Genomic DNA, 18,860 nt, shown 5'->3' on the forward strand with positions numbered 1-18,860 from the left:
GCGCGGCCGGTCGGCGCTGACCCGGCTGCGAGGATTCGCGACCCGTTCCGGCGAGGCCGGCACGGCTACGTCACATCGTATGGCGGCCATGATACGGGCCGCGCGGCGACGCATTGTTCGCGAGCCTACCGTTCGCGGATTCCATTCGCACGGGCGGAACGAATCGCGAAAGTGCGCGCCGTGTTGTATCGCCGCGGTGATGAATGCATTTGTAAGCTGGCGCACCGAAGGCCGATCGGGCCGAATGATCTAATCAGACGCACTGTTTCGTCCGCGGCGGATGTGATGCAGGCGAAGCCTGCAACCGGCAGCACGACCGGCCCGCGAGCGGATGAAGCCGGTGCAACGCGGCGAATGTCACGCATGCCGGTCGGCGCGCGCTTGCGCGAGGCCGGCTCGCGCGTGGGGCAGTGCGGCGCATGGAACACGGCGAGCGGGCCGCGCAGGGGCGCGGCGGAAGACCGCAGCCGGACTTCCTGCCGTCGCCGGCCCGTCGCGGGAATCGCGCAGCCGCGCAATCCGGTGGAGCCGCCGGCGCGCGTGCGCATGGAATAACAAATACCGATCCGAGGAGTACCGAGTGAAACCGATAACGTTCGGCAGCTGTGTGGGGTGGCTGCACGAAGGACAGACGGGACAGGGCGTGATCCTGTGCGAATCGCTGGGTCACGAGGCCGCGTGGACGCACAAGCTCATGCGGGCGATCGCGGAGCGTCTCGCCCGCGCGGGCGTCACGGTGTTGCGGTTCAACTATCCGTGCGCCGGCGATTCCGCGGGCGACGATCTCGACGCCGGACGGCATGCCGCCAGCATCGACAGCATTCATCACGCGATCGACCTGCTGCGCGACGAAGCCGGCGTGACCGCGCTGACGCTCGTCGGCCTCCGCGCGGGTGCGCTGTTCGCGATGCTGGCCGCCTCGGGCGCGGGCCGGCACGCGTCGCCGCGCGTCGATGCGATGGTGGCGCTGTCGCCGGTGGTGCGCGGCCGTGCATACCTGCGCGAGCTGTCGTTCGTGCATCGCCAGTGGCTCGATACGATGCCGCCCGCGATCCGCGTCGCGCACCGCGACGAATCGTGCATGAACGTGCTCGGGCATCGCTACCCGGCCGATTTCGTCGACGCGCTGAAGGCAATCGATCTGTGCGACGCGGTGCGCGACGCGCCGGCGCTGCCCGGTGCGATGCTGCTGATCCAGCCGGAGCAGGGCGACGGGCCTGCGTTGCGCGACGCGTTGCTGGCGCGCGGCGTGGACGTGACGTGCGATCCGTTCCGTGAATGGCCGACGACGATGCTGGACGGCACGCGCTCGCGCCTGCCGCACGCGGCGATCGACGCGCTGGTGAACTGGATCGTCGGGCGCGCACCGGATACGGCCGTCGTCGCCCGCGTTTCACCGCACACGGTCGGCACGTGGAGCGGCGAGTCGGCCGTCGCGCTCGACATGAGCGACATGACGGAGCAGGTCGTCGCGGTCGGCCCGGGCCGGCTGGTCGGCGTGCTGTGCCGTCCGGCGGGGACGCGGCCGGCAACGCCGGTCGGCCCGGCGCTCGTGATCGCGAACACGTCGACGAATCCGCGCAGCGGCGAGGGGCGCTTCGGCGTGCGCATCGCCCGCGCACTGGCGCGGGCCGGCGTGACGACGTTGCGGATCGACGTGACCGGCGTCGGCGACAGCGGGCCCGGTGCGCCGGACGACCAGTCGGGCGTCGTGTATTCGCCGCAGGCGATCGACGACGTCGCGGCGGCGGCGGACTGGCTGCGTGCGATCGGCCATCCGGACGTGATCGCGGCCGGCATCTGTTCCGGCGCGTACGCGGCGTTGCATGCGGCGGTGAAAACGGCGTCGCTCGGCGGCGTGATCGCGATCAATCTCGCGCGCTTCGTGTGGCCGGCCGGACTCACGCTCGAAGCGGCGCAGAAGCAGCGGATCAACTCGGTGCGCGGCTACTGGCTGTCGGTGCGCGACTGGCGGCGCTGGAAGCGGCTCGTCGCCGAGCGGCGCGACCTGCGTCCGATCCTGCGCGCGGTGGCGGCGAACGGTATCGCGCGCATCAGCGTGCCGGTGAAGGCGGCGGCCGCGCGCGTCGGCTGGAAGCCGCGTGCCGGCACGCCGCGCGGCGTGATGCGCGAACTTGCGCAGCGCAACGTGTGGACGATGCTCGTGTACGGCGCGCTCGATCCGGGCATCGACGACGTCCGGCGCCACTTCGGCGCGGTCGAGTGCGCGTTTCGGCGCTCGCGCCACGTGCGGCTGCACCTGATGCCGCAGGTCGACCACGCGCTGTACGGCGCGGCGGGAACGGCCGCCGTGATCGATCTCTGCATGCGGGCGCTGGGCGGCGACCCGGGTTGGCCGGCCGCACGCGTCGCCGATCCGTCGGCACCCGACGCAGCCGGGCGGCCGTACGCGAACGTATCGGTCGAAAGTTCGTGACGCGCATCGCGTCGCGATGCGCGGATTACGGGGTGCGATCGCCGCTTCGTATGAAGATCGGCGTTCGGTGGGCTCGCTCACAGACGCGCCGGTCGCGGCGGTGTCCAATCGTGTATCGGTGCAGGCGCCGTCGCGCCCGTGCATGAGCGGCCGGATCGCATCAGTCCGGATCGCCCGGCTGCGCATAGGGCGACGTCGTGTACGGCGATGCGTACAGCGTGTCGCTGCGCCACAGGTCGTCGGCGGGCGCGCTGGCCGCTTTCGGGCGGCTCGGACGGCCCGGCACGAGCGGCCGCCGCAGCGTGCTGCGGGCGCGCGATGCCGGTTCCGCGGCGGTGCGAATGCCGGGAAGCGCAAGGTCCGGCACCGCGGCATCGGATGCCGCGGTTGCGATGCCGGCAGTCGCGGTTTGCGCCGAACGCTGCAGCGGGGCCGGCGCGATCAGCGCCGACGATGCGAAGGCCGGCGCGTCGGCCGGGTCGGACCGCACGGATTGCGCATCGGCGGCGCACGCGAAACCGGCCGACAGGATGCAGACGAGCGATATAAGTGACGAAAGTGACGAAGAGCAGTTCATGACGAATCGTACGGAATGACGTGCGGTGACGAGGGAGGCGCGGCGCCGCATGGCGAGCCGCGCTGGCAAGCGTAATGCCGGAGCCCGCCGCGTTTGGCGGGTTACCGCACAGTTTCGGAAGGACACCATGTCAACGACGACGCAAAAGGAATCGACGGCCGGCAGGCTGCTGTCACGCACGCGCTGGCTGTCGCGCGTGGCGCTGGCGGCCGCCGTGTGCGCGCTGAGCGCGTGCGCGCTGGCGCCGGGCATGACGTATCGCGCGCCTGCCGAACGCGACGCGAATGCGCGTGTGGGTGCCGATGCATCGGGTTCGGGCGGCCTCGACGGCGTTCAGAACGTAGCGGGCGAGGATCTGATCGAGATCACGCCGGCGTTCGTCGAGCAGCAGCATGCGGCACGGTCGGCCAGCGTCGACGCGGAAATCCGCCAGTTGTTCGGCACGCCGAAGCCATACGTGATCGGCCCCGGCGACGTGCTGAGCATCGTCGTGTGGGATCACCCGGAACTGAACCTGCCGACGACCCAGACCACGGGCGGCGGCGACAGCGTCGGCGCCAGCTCGGTCGCGACCGGTTATACGGTGGACGCGAGCGGCAGCGTGCAGTTCGCCTATGCGGGCCTCGTGCACGTGGCAGGGCTGACCGAGGCGCAGGCGCGCGCGGTGCTGACGAAGCGGCTCGGCGAATACGTGCGCAAGCCGCAGATCGCGGTGCGCGTCCAGGCATACCGCAGCAAGCGCGTCTATCTCGACGGCGAAGTGCGCACGCCGGGGCTGCAGATCGTCAACGACATGCCGATGACGCTGCCCGAGGCGATCGACCGCGCGGGCGGCTTCACCGCGACGGCCGACCGCTCCCAGGTGTCGGTGACGCGCGGCGACAAGACCGTGATGGTGAGCCTGCCGGCCATGCTGGCCGCGGGCATCAACCCGACCAGCATCCTGTTGCACGACGGCGATCTCGTGCGCGTGCGCGCGGCGAGCGACAGCAAGGTGTTCGTGCTCGGCGAAGTGTCGCGTCCGGCGACGCTGACACTGACCGACGGCCGGATGAGCCTCGGCGAAGCGCTCGGCGACACGGGCGGCGTCAGCCAGTACACGGCGGACGCGCGGCAGGTGTACGTGGTGCGGCGCGGGCCCGGCAACCGGCCGCAGGTCTTTCACCTCGACGGGAGTTCGCCGGCCTCGTTCGCGCTGGCCGACCGGTTCCCGCTCGAGCGTCGCGATGTCGTGTTCGTCGATGCGTCGTCGCTGGTGCGCTGGAGCCGTGTCGTCAACCTGCTGATTCCGTCGTCCGCGCAGGGTGCGCTGACGGCCAAGGCCATTTCACCGTGAACCTCGTGACCGATTTCGCGATCGTGATTCGTCGCGCCTACGGGACTGATCCTGCATGAACTCCCTGACCCTGCCTGACCCGCACGACGGGCCCGCGTTGCGGCCGTCCTATCCGTACCGCCGCTACTGGACCATGCTGGTCGGCGGCCGGCGGCTGATCCTGTGCACGGCGCTCGCGGGCGCGCTTGCCGGGGCCGTCTATGCGCTTTGCGCGCGTCCCGTCTACCGGACCGACATCCTGTTCCAGGTCGAGCAGAGTCCGACCGAGTCGAAGCCGAACTCGCCGCCGGGCGATCCGTCGTCGGTGTTCGACCTGAAGACCGATGCATCGACCGAGATCGAGGTGCTGAAATCGCGCGCGGTGATGGCGCGGGCGGTCGACGATACCAATCTGGCCGTCGACGCGCGGCCGCATTACCTGCCGATCGTCGGCTGGCGGTTCGTGAACGCGGCCGACGGGCTGTCGTCGCCGCTGCCGGGCGGTTACGTGTACGGCACGGAGCGCATCGACGTACCGACCTTCGACGTGCCGAAGCGTTTCCTCGGCAAGCGTTTCGCGCTGACCGTCGGCAACGACGGCGCCTATACGCTGCAGCGCACGGGCTTGCTCGGCAGGACGGGCCCGGTATGGCAGGGCAGGGTCGGCCAGCCGCTGCACGTCGAGACGCCGCAGGGGCCGCTCGACGTGTTCGTGCGCGGCGTCGCGGGCGAGCCCGGCGCGCGCTTCGACCTGACGCGCTACGCTGACGAAGAGGCGACGGCGTGGCTGCAGAAGAACGCGCTGATCTCGGAGCGCGGCAAGCAGTCGAACATGATCGGCGTGACGCTCGACGGTACCGATCCCGTGCACGACAGCCGCGTGCTGAACGCGGTCGGCGACGCGTATCTGGCGCAGAACACACAGCGCAAGTCCGCGGCGGCCGACAAGCTGATCCGTTTCATGGACGCGCAGTTGCCGCAACTGAAGGCGCAGCTCGAACAGGCGGAAAGCCGCTTCAACGCGTTCCGCGCGTCGCACGGCACCGTCAACACGAGCGACGAAGGGCTGGCGCTGCGGCAGCAGTCGGTCGACATCGAGACGCGCGTGCAGACGCTGCAGCAGCGCCGCGAAGAGCTGCTGACCCGGTTCATGCCGAAGCATCCGGCCGTCGTCGCGGTCGACGCGCAGCTCGCCGACGCACAGCATTCGCTCGATACGGTGCGCAAGCAGATCCAGCAGCTGCCGACCGTCGAGCAGGGCGTGCTGCAGCTGCAGCGCGACGTGGCCGTCGATACCGCGCTCTACACGAACCTGCTCAACACGCGCCAGCAGATGATCCTCGCGCGGGCCAGCAAGACCGGCACCGTGCGGATCGTCGATGCCGCGAAGGTCGCCGAGACGCCCACCGGGCCGCATCGCGGGATGGCCGTGATCGCGTCGCTGATCCTCGGCCTGCTGGCCGGCGCCGCGGTCGTGATCGTGCGGCAGCGTGTCGCCGGCACGGTCGGCGACGTCGAGGAAATCGAATGGTCGACAGGCCTGCCGGTGTTCGCGGCGGTGCCGCACAGCCCGGTGTCCGAGCCAGCCGTGCCGCCGTCGAAAGCAGCGCGGCGGCGCGGCGCGCGCACGCCGGAGCCGCCGGGCGCCCCGGAGGGCGCGGCGCTCGAAAGCATGCGCAATTTCCGCACGGCGCTGCAATTGTCGATGTCCGACGCACCGAACCGTGTCGTGCTGATCTCGGGGCCGACGACGGGCGTCGGCAAGTCGTTCGTCGCCGCGAATCTCGCGTCGCTGGTGGGCGCCGCGAAGCGGCGCGTGCTGCTGATCGACGCGGACCTTCGCAAGGGCTCGCTGCACGAGCGGTTTCGCTACAGCCGCGCGCCGGGCCTGGCGGATGTGGTCGCCGGCACGCACGCGCTCGACCAGGCGATCAAGCGCGATGCGACGCCCGGCCTCGATTTCATGCCGATGGGCAACGTCGTGCCCGATCCGGGCGAACTGCTGCTGCAACCCGCGCTCGCCGAGCTGATCGAGCGCGTCGCGGCGCGCTACGACATGGTCGTGATCGACGCGCCGCCGCTGCTGCCGGTGGCCGACGCGCTGGTGCTCGGACGCCTGGCCGGGACCGTGTTCCTCGTCGCGCGCAGCGGCGTGACGACGCTGACCGAGCTCGACGAAAGTGCGCGACGGCTCGAGCACGCGCATATCGACGTACGCGGCGTGATCCTGAACGACTTCAAGGGCAGCCCGGGACGGTACGACTACGGTTACACGGATGCGAACACCCATCAGGCCGCGTCCGGCTACGCTGGCGTGATGGCGGCGCGGCCGCCAGCGCGCTGAGCGGCGAACGCGTGACGCCGGCGGGTTCGCGCGGTGCGCGCACGGGTAGCGATGGAACGGACATCATGAACAAACGAGTGGGGGCCGGCGTGCGCGTGCGGCAGCGACAGCCGGCGACGGTGCGCCGGGCGGCGCGCGCCGCCCGGGCTGCCGGTTACGCCGGTTACTGGTGGGAGGATCCGGCGCGGCTCGTGCTGATCTTCATCCTGCCGCTGTACGCGATGCTGTCGATCGGCCTGCTCGGCGATCAGAAGTCGATCGCACGCATCTATTTCGACGGCTACGCCGCGTTCGCGGGCGGCCTGTTCCTGCTGGTGTTGACCGCGTCCGCGTGGTTCGCGGCGACCGACGCGCAGTTCCGGCGCGTGCCGGACGACGGGCCGGTCGAGCTGTCGCCGCGCGTGCTCGATTTCGTGTTCGCGCTCGCGCTGTTCGGCTATCTCGTGATGATGAGCGGCATCCTCGCGCATCCGGCTGTGCTGTTGTCGTTCCTGTCCGGCACGGCGAACACGTTCGAGCTGATCGAGCTGAAAGGGCGCGTCACCGGCCTGAGCACCTTCACGCAGGCGACGGCGCCGTTCGTCGCGCTGTATTTCTACGTGTTCCGGACGCCGGTCAAGGGGTTCAACCGCTACAAGGCGTACCTGGCCGTGCTCACCGTGCTGACGCTGCTGCGCAGCTTCATCTTCGCGGAGCGGCTCGCGATCATCGAGGTGGTGTTGCCGTTCGCGCTGATGGTCGTGCGGTTCCGGTTCGGCCGCAAGCGTTCGCGGCTCCTGGCGCTCGGGCCGTATGCGGCGATTCCGCTGCTGCTCGGCCTGTTCATCGTGAACGAATACAACCGTTCGTGGGAAACCTACTACATCAACATCTACGACAACATCTTCGATTTCGCGCTCGAACGCCTGGGCCTGTACTACTCGACGTCGCTGAACAACGGCGCCGGAATCCTCAACGTGCTCGGCTGGGGCAGCGGGCATCCGATGTTCACGTTCGACTGGTTGCTGCGCTTCCCGGTGGTCGGCGCGACGCTGCAGCCGTGGCTCGATTCGGGCGACAGTCTCGACCTGTTCCTGAACAGCTACGCCGACCCCGAGTTCAACAATCCGTCGGGCATCTTCGTCCACTTCTATGAATGGGGCTGGTTCGGGTTGCTGAACGCGGCGTTTGCCGGCTGGGTGTTCGGTCGCGGCTATGCGGGCTGGCGGAGCGGGAACGGCTTCTGGTGCTGCGCGCACGCGGTGCTTTATGTGTCGCTGATGGAAATCCTGCGGATTCCGAACCTGTTCAGCGGTCGCAACTTCGTACCGGTCGTGCTGTTGATCGTCGTGTTCCGGTGGTTCGCGAAGCGCCCGCAACGGGCGTCGCCGGCAGCCGCGCGCGTCGCCGCGATCCGGTATGCGCGCGATATCGGCTAACTGTCGCCCAGCCCACAGTCTTTCGCCGCCGGCATGCATAGAGTGGAGCGTCTCATGACCACTCTCAACGCGCGCGGGCCCTGACGGGGCCGCCGCATCGACCGCTCACATGACTACGACCGCACGCGAAACCAGCCTCGACGTCGCCCGTGGCGCGGGGATCATGCTTGTCGTCTACGGACACGTGTTGCGCGGAGCCGCCTCGTCGGGCCTCGTGCCGGCGGGCCTGCCCGATACCGTGTTCGAATGGATCGACTACGTGATCTACACGTTCCACATGCCGCTGTTCTTCTTCCTGTCCGGGCTGCACGTCTGCGGCTCGTTGCGCAGCGCGCCGCACCGGTTCATCGGGGCGAAGGTGCGGACGATCGTCTATCCGTACCTGATGTGGTCGGTCCTGCAAGGCGGTGTGCAGATCGCGATGGCGTCGCACGGCACCAATCATCCGTTTACGCTCGCCGACCTGCTGGCGATCGGCTGGCGGCCGTTTGCGCAGTTCTGGTTCCTGTATGCGCTGATGCTTTGCATGATCGGCGTCTGGCTGCTTGCGCGGCGGGTGCCTGCGCTTGCGCAGGTGCCGATGCCGCCGCGCATCCGCGGCGCGCTCATTGCAAGCGTGGTGCTCGGGCTGGCCATCGGCGCGGCGACGCAATGGGGCATCCTGTCGACGACGCTGATGAACTGGCCGTTCTTCGTGGCCGGCGTCGTTGCAGCGCGCGCGTTGCCGGGCTGGCTCGAACGCCACAGCGATCGCGCCGCATGCGCGGTGACGGCGGCGGTCTTCGTCGCGGCGGTCGTTTTGGCGCACGGCCTGGGCGGTGCAACGAGCATCTGGGCCGTGCCCGCCGCGTTCGCCGGCATCGCGCTGATGCTGCAATTTGCGTACCGGTATGCGTCGTCCCCCGCGCGGGCCGGGTGGCTGGTGGCGGTCGGGTGGGCGTCGATGCCGATCTACCTGATGCATATCGTGGTGATGGGCGGCGTGCGCATCGTGCTGATGCGCGCGGGCGTCAGCAGCCTCGCGACGCATCTCGTGCTCGGCACGCTCGCCGGCCTGGCGGTTCCGATGGCGGTCTACCTGATCGCGCTGCGCACGGGGACTGCTCGGCTGGCCGGATTTCCGTCGTGGCCGGGGCGCGTGTCGTGCGCCCGCAGGCCGCATGACACGCGTGGAAGCGGCCGGCATGCGTAGACGCCGATGCCTTTCCCGTCTCTGCTGCGCGATGCTCGGCGTATGGGCGATGGGTAGTCCCGCGCTGGCGGTGCACGCCGCGGCGCAGGGCGCGATCCACGCGATGGTGCCGGATGCGCATGTCGACCCCGCACCCGACGGCGCGGACCAGGCCGACGCGCTGCAACGCGCGCTGGACGCGCTGCATCCCGGCCAGCGGCTCGTGTTCGCGCCGGGGCGCTACATCGTCGGCCGTTCGCTCGTCGTTCGGCAAGCGCAGGTCGTGCTGTCGGGTTACGGCGCGACGCTGATCGCGACCGTGCCGGACGACCAGACGATCGAGATGCGCGGCGACGGCACGACGATCGTCGGATTCAGGCTCGCAGGAACCGGCTCGACGCGGATGGAAACGCCGAAATCGACCAAGATCGAAGTGACCGGGCGCGGCGTGCAGGTGCTCGACAACGTGATCGACGGCGGTGGCGGCGGCATTTTCGTGTTCGGCGGAGCGGATGTCGCGATCGTCGGCAACGAGGTGCTGGCGACGCTGGCGGACGGCATCCACATCACGCACGGCGCGCGCAACGTGCTCGTGCAGGGTAACGTCGTGCGCGGCACCGGCGACGACATGATTGCGGTGGTGAGCTACCAGGGCGACGGCGTGCTCAGCCGCAACGTGCTGATTACCGGCAACTCGCTCGAGGGCAATGTGTGGGGGCGCGGCATCACGGTGGTCGGCGGCGCGGACGTGACGATCGCGAACAACATCGTGCGCAACGTGCAGGTGAGCGCGGGCATTCTGGTCGCGCAGGAGGACAGCTTCCGGACCTACGGCGCGTCCGGCGTGCTGGTCGAGAACAACGAGATCTCGGATATCCAGACCGCGACCGCGCGCACCGATCCGCGCCCGCTGACGCAGCAGGCCGCGATCGACGTCAGTACGTGGTCGGGCTCGGTGACGCGCGTGGTCGTGGTCGGCAACCGCGTGTCGCGCGCGCGGTTCGCCGGCATTCGCGTATGGGGAAACGTGTCGCAATACCGGATCGCGGATAACCGGTTGTCCGCGATCGGCGGGATGCCGGTGCAGGTGGGCGGTGGCGGCTGCGCCGCGGGCCACCCGAATGCAGGAGGATCGAAGGTGGGGCAGTGCGGGGCGGCGGTCGTACAGCCGCTCGCGACAGGCGTGACGGTGGGCGCGGACACGTCGCAGTTGCCGCGCGTGCGCGAATCGCTGAGGCAGGCACGCTGGTCGCAGCGCGGCATCGATTGACGACACGATGCGCGCGCCGGCGGGCACGGCCTGCGCTTAACGCGCTTACCGCACGATATCTCCTTCCACAACCCGCTCATGCGGTTCCCGCGAAGCGAGCGGCACCGCACGCGTTTCCGGCAGCGCGTCGACGACGGCGCGTCCGTACTGGTCGTCGAAGCGCACGATATCGTCTTCGCCGAGATAGTTGCCGGATTGCACCTCGATGATCTCGAGCGGAATCCGGCCGGGATTCTCGAGGCGATGCACCTCGCCGACGGCGATGTACGTCGATTCGTTCTCGCTGAGCAGGAACGTCTCGGTGCCGCGCGTCACCTTCGCGGTGCCGCGCACGACGATCCAGTGCTCCGCACGGTGGTAGTGCATCTGCAGCGACAGCCGCTTGCCGGGCTCGACGACGATCCGCTTCACCTGGAACCGTTCGCCGAGATCGATCGAATCGTAGTGCCCCCACGGACGCTGCACCTTGCGGTGCTCGCTCGCCTGCGGACGCCGGTCGCTCTTCAGGCGTGCGACGATGTTCTTCACGCGCTGCACGTCGTGCTTGTTTGCGACGAGCACCGCGTCGGGCGTTTCGATCACGACGACGTCCTTCATCCCGACGCATGCGATGAGCCGCCCCTCCGAACGCACGAAGCTGTCCTGCGTGTCCTCGAACACGATAGGGCCGCGCGCGACGTTGCCGTGATCGTCCTTCGGCATGATTTCCCAGATCGCATCCCAGGTGCCGACGTCCGACCAGCCGGCCGCGAGCGGCACCACGATCCCTTCGATGCCGAGCTCGCTGCTTTCGGCAAGGCGCTCCATGACCGCGTAGTCGATCGAGTCGGACGGGCAGGCGTCGAACGCCGCCGCGTCGATCCGGAAGAACGGATCCTCGGCGACGCCCGCGCGCCACGCCGCTTCGCAGGCTGCATGGATCGCGGGCGCCAGTGCGCGGATCGCCTTCAGCCAGACCGACGCGCGCGTGACGAAAATCCCGCTGTTCCACCAGTAGTCGCCCGACTGCAGGTAGCGTTCGGCGAGCGTCGCGTCGGGTTTCTCGACGAAGCGCCCGATCGAATAGCCGCCTTGTCCGCCGTGGCGGCCGGTGCGCGGCTCGCCGACCTGGATATAGCCGTAGCCCGTTTCCGCACGGCGCGGCAGCACGCCGAGCGTGACGATTGCGCCTTCCTGTGCGTAACGCGCCGCGCGCGCGATGGTGTCCTGGAATGCGCCGACATCGGCGATTACGTGATCGGCCGGCATCACCGCGAGCACGGGATCGTCCGCGAGCGCGCTCGCGTCGAGCGCGGCGAGCGTGAGCGCCGGTGCCGTGTTGCGTGCGGCCGGCTCGAGCAGGATGCGCGCCGGCGCCGCACGGTCGGCCACTTGCGCGGCACTCATGATGCGATGCTGTTCGCCGCACACCAGCAGCAGCGTGTCGCCGAGCGACGCGTTCGCGATGCCGTTCAGGCGGCGCGCCGTCGCCGACAGCGGCGATTCGTTCGAGGTCAGCTCGATCAGCTGTTTCGGAAACTGCTCGCGCGACAGCGGCCAGAGGCGCGTGCCCGAGCCGCCGGCAAGGATGACCGGCAGGATGCGCGGCAGGTCGGGTTCGGGAACCGGGCGAAGGGTGCGGGTCATCGATTGGCTCCGGTATCGGCGGGCAGCCGGTTGTGCGCGCGGCCGTCGGCGAGCACGTCTTCGTTTCGGGGCCGGGGCGTCGAAACGTCCCGGGACAGCAGTTGACGCAGCGCACCGGCGGCGCGATCGGCCGGCCGGATCATGCCGACGAACGGTGCGCCCTGTTCGAGATACGGGCCGTACGCCTTGCGGAATCCGAAGCGTTTGTAGAACGCCTGGCGCGGCGCGGGAACGTGCGTGCGGAGCGCCGCGTCCGGCCATGCGGCCAGCGCGGCGGTCAGCGCGCGTTCGATCAGGCGTTCGAGCGTATCGCCGTCGCGACACGCCTCGCTGGTCAGTACCTTGTCGATCACGACATCCGGATCGATGTCGTCGCCGGGCAGGATGCGCGCGTAGGCCGCGACTTCCGCCGTGTCGCCGTTGCGCACGCTTGCATACACGTGCAGTGCGCCGGCGTCCTTGCCGTCGATGTCGAGATGCGTGTGTGCGTCCTCGACCACCAGCACGGCGTTGCGCGCGCGCAGGATTGCATAGAGATCGACGGCGCTCAGATGTTCGAATTCACAACAATGCCATTCCATGATGCGGTCCTCGCGTGAAGCCTTCTGCACGCTGTACCGCACGGACGCGTTCGTTCCGTGCGGTGCGGCAATGGTCATGATGCGGATGCCGCGCGCGCCGGTCTGTTCGAAAGCGCACTCACGCTGCGGTTTCGCGCGGCCGGCGTGCTGCACGGCAATGCGCGCGCCGACAGCGGCGCAATGTGCGGTAGCACACATCGGCCGTGCCGAGGCTTTCCGATAATTGGCACGTCACGGCGGCCGCACTGCGCGGTCTGCCGACATCGAACGTGAATGAAGAACCAGGGGCAGTACTTGAAGATTGCGATCGTTCACGACTGGCTGGTCGTGCCTGGCGGCGCCGAACGCGTGCTGGCGCACATGATCGACTGCTTTCCGCAGGCCGATATCTACAGCCTCGTCGATTTCCTCGAGGATCGGGACTGCCTGCGCGGCCGCGCGGTGCGCACGTCCTTCATCCAGAAGCTGCCGTTCGCGCGCAAGCGCTACCGCGGCTATCTGCCGTTGTTTCCGCTTGCGATCGAACAGTTCGACCTGTCGGAATACGACATCGTGCTGTCGAGCTCGTATGCGGTCGCGAAGGGCGTGCTGAGCGGCCCGGACCAGTTCCACGCCAGCTACGTGCATTCGCCGGTGCGCTATGCGTGGGATCTGCAGCACCAGTACCTGAACGAGGCGGGGCTCGCGCGCGGGCCGAAATCGGCAATCGCGCGGGCGCTGCTGCATTACATCCGCAACTGGGATGCGCGCTCGGCGAACGGCGTCGATCGCGTGGCCGCGAATTCGCACTTCATCGCGCGCCGCATCCGCAAGACCTACCGGCGCGAGGCGACGGTGATCTATCCGCCGGTCGACGTCGACCATCTGTCGCTGCGTACGGACAAGGACGCGTTCTACCTGACCGCGTCGCGGCTCGTGCCGTACAAGCGGATCGACCTGATCGTCGACGCGTTTTCGCGTACGCCGGAGCGCCGTCTCGTCGTGATCGGCGACGGGCCTGAAATGGCGAAGATCCGCGCGCTTGCCGGGCCGAACGTCACGCTGCTCGGCTACCAGCCGTTCGACGTGCTGCACGACCACCTGCAGCGCGCACGCGCGTTCGTGTTCGCGGCGGAAGAGGATTTCGGCATTTCGCCGGTCGAGGCGCAGGCGTGCGGCACGCCCGTGATCGCTTACGGGAAGGGCGGTGTGCGCGAGTCGGTGCGCGCGTGGCCGTGTGCCGGTGCGACGGGCCTGTTCTACCGCGCGCAGACGGTCGACGCGCTGGTCGATGCGCTGGCCCGCTTCGAAGCATTGCCGCGCGGTTCGTTCGATCCGCACGCGTGCCGCGCAAATGCAGAATGCTTCGGCTCGGCGCGTTTCCGCGGCGAGCTCACGCGCTTCGTGATGGACGGTTATGCTGCATTGCAGGAGGAGATGGCCGGCACCGCCGGTTTCACGCCGGGCGACGACGTTTCGGCCCGTGGCAGCCTGCACGATCGGCAGGCCCGGCAACGCGAGGCGGCACTGCGGACCTGACCGGCGGCGCCGGCGTTTGGTTACGACGCTGTAACGGACGACTCGGGCGCGTGCGTTCGCCGTGCGGTGCCGGCGGGGCATGCGCGCCGCGATTATCGACTCGCCGAGCGGGACGTCCGGATTTATTCCGGGATTTCGGAGAAAATCGCGGGCAATGGACGTAGCGATCTTGCCGAAAAGTGGGATTTGCCACTGATTGACGGGAATAGTCATAGATAATCAAATTTCAGTGGTCAAAGGTGTGTTGTGCGGGCCGACCGGTGGCGTAATGGGCTGAATCATGTTTATCTTTTGGTAACACGGCCATCTCGAAACGGGGTGTAGATTCACGAACGGATGAAATGCGGCGGTCATTCCGGGAGCGGGTTGGCGGCCATCCGGTTCGGCATCGGGCGCGACTGTCGTGTATGACGCGACGCACCTGCGGACGGATTTGCCGTTTGCCGACGTGCCCCGCCTGACGGCGCGTCGCATCAAAGCCGGAACGTCGTGGCTCCCGCGGCCGCGCGTTCTCTTCGAGTTCGATGACAACGAGGCCGGATGACATCCGGCTCGACCTCCGGGGCTCTCGCCGTGTGCAGTTTCGATCTTCGCCAAAGCTGCGGAAACGCAGCGCGGACAGGCGGCCATGCGCCGCCGGCCGCAGCGCACGCGAACGGTTCGCGGAGTGGAGAAAGTGATGGTTCGTTATGAATATGCCAATAACGCGCGATAAGAGCGCCGGCGGGGGAAGCGGTAACGGGCAGCGTCCGCTGATTTACTGGACGCAGTCGCCGTCCGTCATGCTGCGAAAGGAACTGGCCCGACGCGACTGGAAGGTGTCGATCGTCGAGCATGCGAACGAGCTGCGCAACACGCCCGGCGAAATCACCTGCGGCATTCTCGACCTGAGCGGCGGCCATGCCGATGCGATCGGCAGCATCGCGTCGACCTGTGCATCGATGCGCGACGTCGTGTGGGTCGCGCTCGTCGACGTCGGCCAGACCGCTTCCCCGAACGTGCGCGCGCTGTTGCGCGACTATTGCTTCGACTACGTCACGTTGCCCGCGTCGCACCAGCGGATCGCCGATACGGTCGGCCATGCTTACGGCATGGAGTGCCTGTTTGCGCGCGACCGCGAACAGCTCGAATCGGACGAGAAAGGCATCGTCGGCACCTGCAGCGCGATGCTGCGGCTGTTCGACACGGTGCGGCGCTTCGCGCGCACCGACGCACCGGTGTTCGTGTTCGGCGAAACGGGGACCGGCAAGGAGCTGACGGCCGTCGCGATCCATCGTCATTCGGAGCGGCGCAACGGCCCGTTCGTCGCGGTCAACTGCGGCGCGATTCCGCCGCATCTGCTGCAATCGGAACTGTTCGGTTATGAACGCGGCGCGTTTACCGGCGCGAACGCGCGCAAGATCGGCTATGTCGAGGCCGCGAACGGCGGCACGCTGCTGCTCGACGAGATCGGCGACCTGCCGCACGAGAGCCAGGCGAGCCTGCTGCGTTTTCTGCAGGAGCGCTCGATCCATCGCCTCGGCGGCAGCGATCCGGTGCCGGTCGATGTCAGGATCGTATCGGCGACGCACGTCGACCTGCGCGGCGCGATGGAGGAAGGGCGTTTTCGCGCGGACCTGTTCCACCGCCTGTGCGTGATGCGCATCGACCAGCCGCCGCTGCGCGCGCGCGGCAAGGACATCGAATTGCTCGCGCACCACATGCTCGAACGCTTCCGCGGCGATGCGCGTCATCGCGTGCGCGGCTTCTCGACGGACGCGATCACCGCACTCTACAAGCACGACTGGCCCGGCAATGTCCGCGAACTGATCAACCGCGTGCGCCGCGCGGTCGTGATGACCGAAGGGCGCCTGATCACAGCGCGGGATCTCGAGCTCGAATACTGTCTCGATGCGGCGTCGCCGTCCGTGGCCGACATCCGCAAGTCGATCGAGCGCGAGGCGATCGAAACCGCGTTGCTGCGCACGCGCGGGCGCGTCGCGGCTTCGGCGCGCGAGCTTGGCGTGTCGCGCGCGACGCTGTATCGCTGGATGGAAGCGTACGGGATCGAGCGGCCGCGCGGCACGGGTTCGTCCGACTGACGTTCGAAACGGGACGCTCGCGGTGCATCGAGCCCGCGAGCGTTCGTCAACCGGCCGGCGTGGCGCGCACCGTTCGCGCAGCGTTTACCGCGCGGATTTCCACGGCAGGCGGCCCGCCGTCTGCATCCTGAATCTTCCCGGCAGTTTCCAGCGGAACGAGCGCGACGCGCGCCGGCGTGCCCGGCGCGAGATGAAACCAGTCGTCGCGCGGCATGAAACCCGGCGCGTCGATCTGCACGTGGCGCGCGACGTGCCGCGTGTCGATGTCGACGTGCCACGTATCGCCGGTGCGCGACACGCACGCTTCGATCCCGAGTTCGCGGCGCGCCAGCACGGCCGGATGCGTGCGGGACGGGAAATGGAACGCCTGCGACAGCAGCGTGCCGTCGTCGGCGCGCAGCGTCGCGACGACGGTGTCGTGTTCGCAGGGCCCGAAACGGTACGCGTAAGTCCAGTCGAAGAACCGGCCGAGCAGCTCGGCCGAGCCGATCCGTATCGTGTCGTGCGCGGCGATCCGTACCGGGCAGCCGGCCCGCGCGACCGGCGTGCGGCCGTCGCGCAGCGCGACCAGTTCGACGGCCGCCGACAGTGGCGCCGGACGCTCGTTGACCACATGCACGTCGAGCCCGTTCAAGCCTTCGTCGACGAGCAGCACCTGCACGGGCTGCAGCACCTGGCGCAGCGCATACCACGCCGATTTCGGCCGGTGCGCGGCGTCGATCACACCCCATCCGGCACCCGGCATGACATCCTGGAACTGCCACACGAGCGCGCCGGCGCAGCGCGAGCCGGTGCGCCGCCATTCGGAGAACGTGTCGCGCATCACGTCCGCGATCGCGGCCCTCGACAGCTCGAAGTAACGTGCCGGATCCTCGCGCCGCAGCCGGTCCGGCACGACGTCGTACAGCGTCTGCAGATAGTGGTCGCGAATGTCCTCGAAATCCCACGACGTGCCGGGGTCGCGCGGCACGGCCGCCTTCCAGCGCGGCTCGTGTACGCCGGGCCAGCCGAGGCTGGCGAGCGTCGCATCGCACGGCACGTTCGCGAACGCGAGGCATTCGCTCGCGAAGCGCACGTCCGCGCGGCGCGCATCGTCGAGCGGGCGCAGGTACGCACCGACGCCGTAGTAGTGCGATACGCGCTCGCGCGGCGCGAACGGCAGCACGCCGCCGTCGGGCGAATCGGGTACGTACGGGACGTCGGGCCGGCGCGCCGCCGCATGGCCGGCCAGCCGCTCGGCGGTCAGCTCGAGGAAGCGCTGCTTCGGCCCGAGCCCCGACATCGCCGCCTGTTGCGCGATCTCGCTGCCGCCGCACAGCACCGCGAGCGACGGCGACGCGCCGTGGCGCGCGAGGAATTGATCGGCTTCACGGTCGACGTTGTCCGCGAACGCGGGATCGTCGAGCGCATGGTCGAAGTTCGCGAACATGAAGTCCTGCCAGACCAGCAGCCCGAGCCGGTCGCACCACGCATGGAATGCGTCGGCCTCGTAGGTCATCGTGCCGCCGACGCGGATCATGTTGAAGCCGGCATCGCGTGCGAGCCCGAGCAGGCGGCCGTAGGTCGCGTCGTCCGCGTGCAGCGCGAGCGGCGCGGCGCTGCTCCAGCATGCGCCGCGCGCGAACACGGGCACGCCGTTGATGCGCAACCCGAATCCCTTGCCGTCGGCGCCGGCATCGATCTCGATCGTACGGAAGCCGGTCGAGCCGAGCGACCGCCGTTCGTCGCCGATATGCAGCGCGATCTCGTAGAGTGCCGGCTCGCCATGCGTATGCGGCCACCAGCGGCGCACATTGGGCACCGCGACGCTTGCGCGCAGCCGGTCGGCGCCGGCGCGTTCGAGCGTCGCTTGGTGTTCGCCGCACGACAGTCGCGCCGCGAGCGCGTCGGGCAGCGGCGCGGCAAATGTCAGTTCGGCATCGAGCCAGCCGGTGTCGCCTTCGATGCGAGCACGCAGGTCGCAGTCGACCGGAACGAAGCCGTCGGCCGGATCGAGTACGTCGACGGCGCGCCACGGGCCGGCCGGCACGTATGGCGGAAACCAGCCGGGCATGTGTCCGAACAGCGACGTGCGGACCGTGCGCAGCGCCGCCGGCTCTGCGAGCCGCGTGCGCCAGCGCGCACGGCGCGGCGCGCGTGCGTCGCGCAGGTGCGGCGCGAGCGCGCGGAAGCAGAGCGTCAGCCGGTGCGTGCCGTCGAGCGATACGGGAACGTCGTGCGCGACGAACATGCTGTCGGAGCGGAGGATCGGCGTGTCGTCGAGCCACGCCTGCGCGAGCGTCGCGAGGCCGTGAAAGCGCAGCACGCGCGGCCCGCGACCGCGCAGCTCGATCCGGTACCAGTGATCGCGTTCGTCGAGCGATGCCGCTTCGTCGAGCCGGCCGGCCAGCGCGAGCGCCTGCGCGACCGTGCCGGGCACCGGCGCCGCGATCCAGCCGTCGCCGTCGGCCGGAAGATCGCGCGGTTCCCGCGCGGCGCCCGCGGCCGTCGCCAGCATCGACCACGCGGGCAGGGCACGCGCG

General features: G+C 69.1%; 12 protein-coding genes. 8 read left to right on the forward strand and 4 right to left on the reverse strand.

Annotation, left to right across the window (positions count from 1 at the left end):
* Positions 1-580 precede the first annotated feature (580 nt).
* The gene (locus MRS60_RS18955; RefSeq protein WP_243566398.1) at positions 581-2,437 is read left to right on the forward strand and encodes a serine aminopeptidase domain-containing protein; all 1,857 of its coding nucleotides are present in this window, start codon (positions 581-583) and stop codon (positions 2,435-2,437) included.
* 160 nt (positions 2,438-2,597) lie between these two features.
* Here the strand turns inward: MRS60_RS18955 and MRS60_RS18960 are convergent, their stop codons facing one another.
* The gene (locus MRS60_RS18960) at positions 2,598-3,014 is read right to left on the reverse strand and encodes a hypothetical protein (protein ID WP_243566399.1); all 417 of its coding nucleotides are present in this window, start codon (positions 3,012-3,014) and stop codon (positions 2,598-2,600) included.
* Positions 3,015-3,141: 127 nt separating this feature from the next.
* Here MRS60_RS18960 and MRS60_RS18965 point away from each other — a divergent pair, with 127 nt between their 5' ends.
* From MRS60_RS18965 to MRS60_RS18985, 5 genes are all read left to right on the forward strand, one after another.
* The gene (locus MRS60_RS18965; RefSeq protein WP_131948323.1) at positions 3,142-4,350 is read left to right on the forward strand and encodes a polysaccharide biosynthesis/export family protein; all 1,209 of its coding nucleotides are present in this window, start codon (positions 3,142-3,144) and stop codon (positions 4,348-4,350) included.
* Between the two features lie 55 nt (positions 4,351-4,405).
* Entirely contained in the window at positions 4,406-6,673 is a 2,268-nt protein-coding gene (locus MRS60_RS18970; protein ID WP_243566400.1) for a polysaccharide biosynthesis tyrosine autokinase, read from the forward strand.
* 65 nt (positions 6,674-6,738) lie between these two features.
* Complete coding sequence (locus MRS60_RS18975) at positions 6,739-8,091, forward strand: oligosaccharide repeat unit polymerase (protein WP_243566401.1); 1,353 nt, start codon at positions 6,739-6,741, stop codon at positions 8,089-8,091.
* Positions 8,092-8,200: 109 nt separating this feature from the next.
* On the forward strand, positions 8,201-9,283 hold the full coding sequence (locus tag MRS60_RS18980; protein ID WP_243566402.1) for an acyltransferase family protein: 1,083 nt from the start codon (positions 8,201-8,203) through the stop codon (positions 9,281-9,283).
* Positions 9,276-10,532, forward strand: coding sequence for a right-handed parallel beta-helix repeat-containing protein (locus MRS60_RS18985; RefSeq protein WP_243566403.1), 1,257 nt, complete (start codon positions 9,276-9,278; stop codon positions 10,530-10,532). Before MRS60_RS18980 ends, MRS60_RS18985 begins: the two co-directional genes overlap by 8 nt.
* Positions 10,533-10,577: 45 nt before the next feature.
* On the opposite strand, the gene MRS60_RS18990 is transcribed toward MRS60_RS18985, so the two are convergent.
* Together MRS60_RS18990 and MRS60_RS18995 are read right to left on the reverse strand one after the other, a co-directional pair.
* A complete protein-coding gene (locus MRS60_RS18990) occupies positions 10,578-12,158 on the reverse strand; it encodes a mannose-1-phosphate guanylyltransferase/mannose-6-phosphate isomerase (protein WP_175748510.1) in 1,581 nt (526 codons plus the stop codon).
* Positions 12,155-12,817 (reverse strand): GNAT family N-acetyltransferase, encoded by a 663-nt coding sequence (locus tag MRS60_RS18995; RefSeq protein ID WP_243566404.1) that lies wholly within the window; start codon positions 12,815-12,817, stop codon positions 12,155-12,157. Before MRS60_RS18995 ends, MRS60_RS18990 begins: the two co-directional genes overlap by 4 nt.
* Before the next feature lie 216 nt (positions 12,818-13,033).
* Here MRS60_RS18995 and MRS60_RS19000 point away from each other — a divergent pair, with 216 nt between their 5' ends.
* Positions 13,034-14,257 carry a glycosyltransferase family 4 protein gene (locus tag MRS60_RS19000; protein WP_081938393.1) on the forward strand — a complete coding sequence of 408 codons (1,224 nt, stop codon included), beginning with the start codon at positions 13,034-13,036 and terminating at the stop codon, positions 14,255-14,257.
* A 689-nt stretch (positions 14,258-14,946) separates the two neighbouring features.
* On the forward strand, positions 14,947-16,338 hold the full coding sequence (locus MRS60_RS19005; RefSeq protein ID WP_034179702.1) for a sigma-54 dependent transcriptional regulator: 1,392 nt from the start codon (positions 14,947-14,949) through the stop codon (positions 16,336-16,338).
* Between the two features lie 46 nt (positions 16,339-16,384).
* Here MRS60_RS19005 and MRS60_RS19010 read toward each other — a convergent pair whose 3' ends face one another.
* Positions 16,385-18,835, reverse strand: coding sequence for a glycoside hydrolase family 2 protein (locus tag MRS60_RS19010; RefSeq protein ID WP_243566405.1), 2,451 nt, complete (start codon positions 18,833-18,835; stop codon positions 16,385-16,387).
* Between the last annotated feature and the right edge of the window lie 25 nt (positions 18,836-18,860).

The organism is Burkholderia pyrrocinia, from assembly GCF_022809715.1.
In the GTDB taxonomy this organism is placed as follows: Bacteria; Pseudomonadota; Gammaproteobacteria; order Burkholderiales; family Burkholderiaceae; genus Burkholderia; species Burkholderia pyrrocinia_C.

Bases quoted from the DNA above. Each gene is read 5' to 3' on its own strand.
- MRS60_RS18960 (WP_243566399.1), bottom strand. From the start codon at position 3,014: ATGAACTGCTCTTCGTCACTTTCGTCACTTATATCGCTCGTCTGCATC.
- MRS60_RS18965 (WP_131948323.1), top strand. From the start codon at position 3,142: ATGTCAACGACGACGCAAAAGGAATCGACGGCCGGCAGGCTGCTGTCA.
- MRS60_RS18970 (WP_243566400.1), top strand. From the start codon at position 4,406: ATGAACTCCCTGACCCTGCCTGACCCGCACGACGGGCCCGCGTTGCGG.
- MRS60_RS18975 (WP_243566401.1), top strand. From the start codon at position 6,739: ATGAACAAACGAGTGGGGGCCGGCGTGCGCGTGCGGCAGCGACAGCCG.
- MRS60_RS18980 (WP_243566402.1), top strand. From the start codon at position 8,201: ATGACTACGACCGCACGCGAAACCAGCCTCGACGTCGCCCGTGGCGCG.
- MRS60_RS18985 (WP_243566403.1), top strand. From the start codon at position 9,276: ATGCGTAGACGCCGATGCCTTTCCCGTCTCTGCTGCGCGATGCTCGGC.
- MRS60_RS18990 (WP_175748510.1), bottom strand. From the start codon at position 12,158: ATGACCCGCACCCTTCGCCCGGTTCCCGAACCCGACCTGCCGCGCATC.
- MRS60_RS18995 (WP_243566404.1), bottom strand. From the start codon at position 12,817: ATGACCATTGCCGCACCGCACGGAACGAACGCGTCCGTGCGGTACAGC.
- MRS60_RS19005 (WP_034179702.1), top strand. From the start codon at position 14,947: ATGAATATGCCAATAACGCGCGATAAGAGCGCCGGCGGGGGAAGCGGT.
- MRS60_RS19010 (WP_243566405.1), bottom strand. From the start codon at position 18,835: ATGCTGGCGACGGCCGCGGGCGCCGCGCGGGAACCGCGCGATCTTCCG.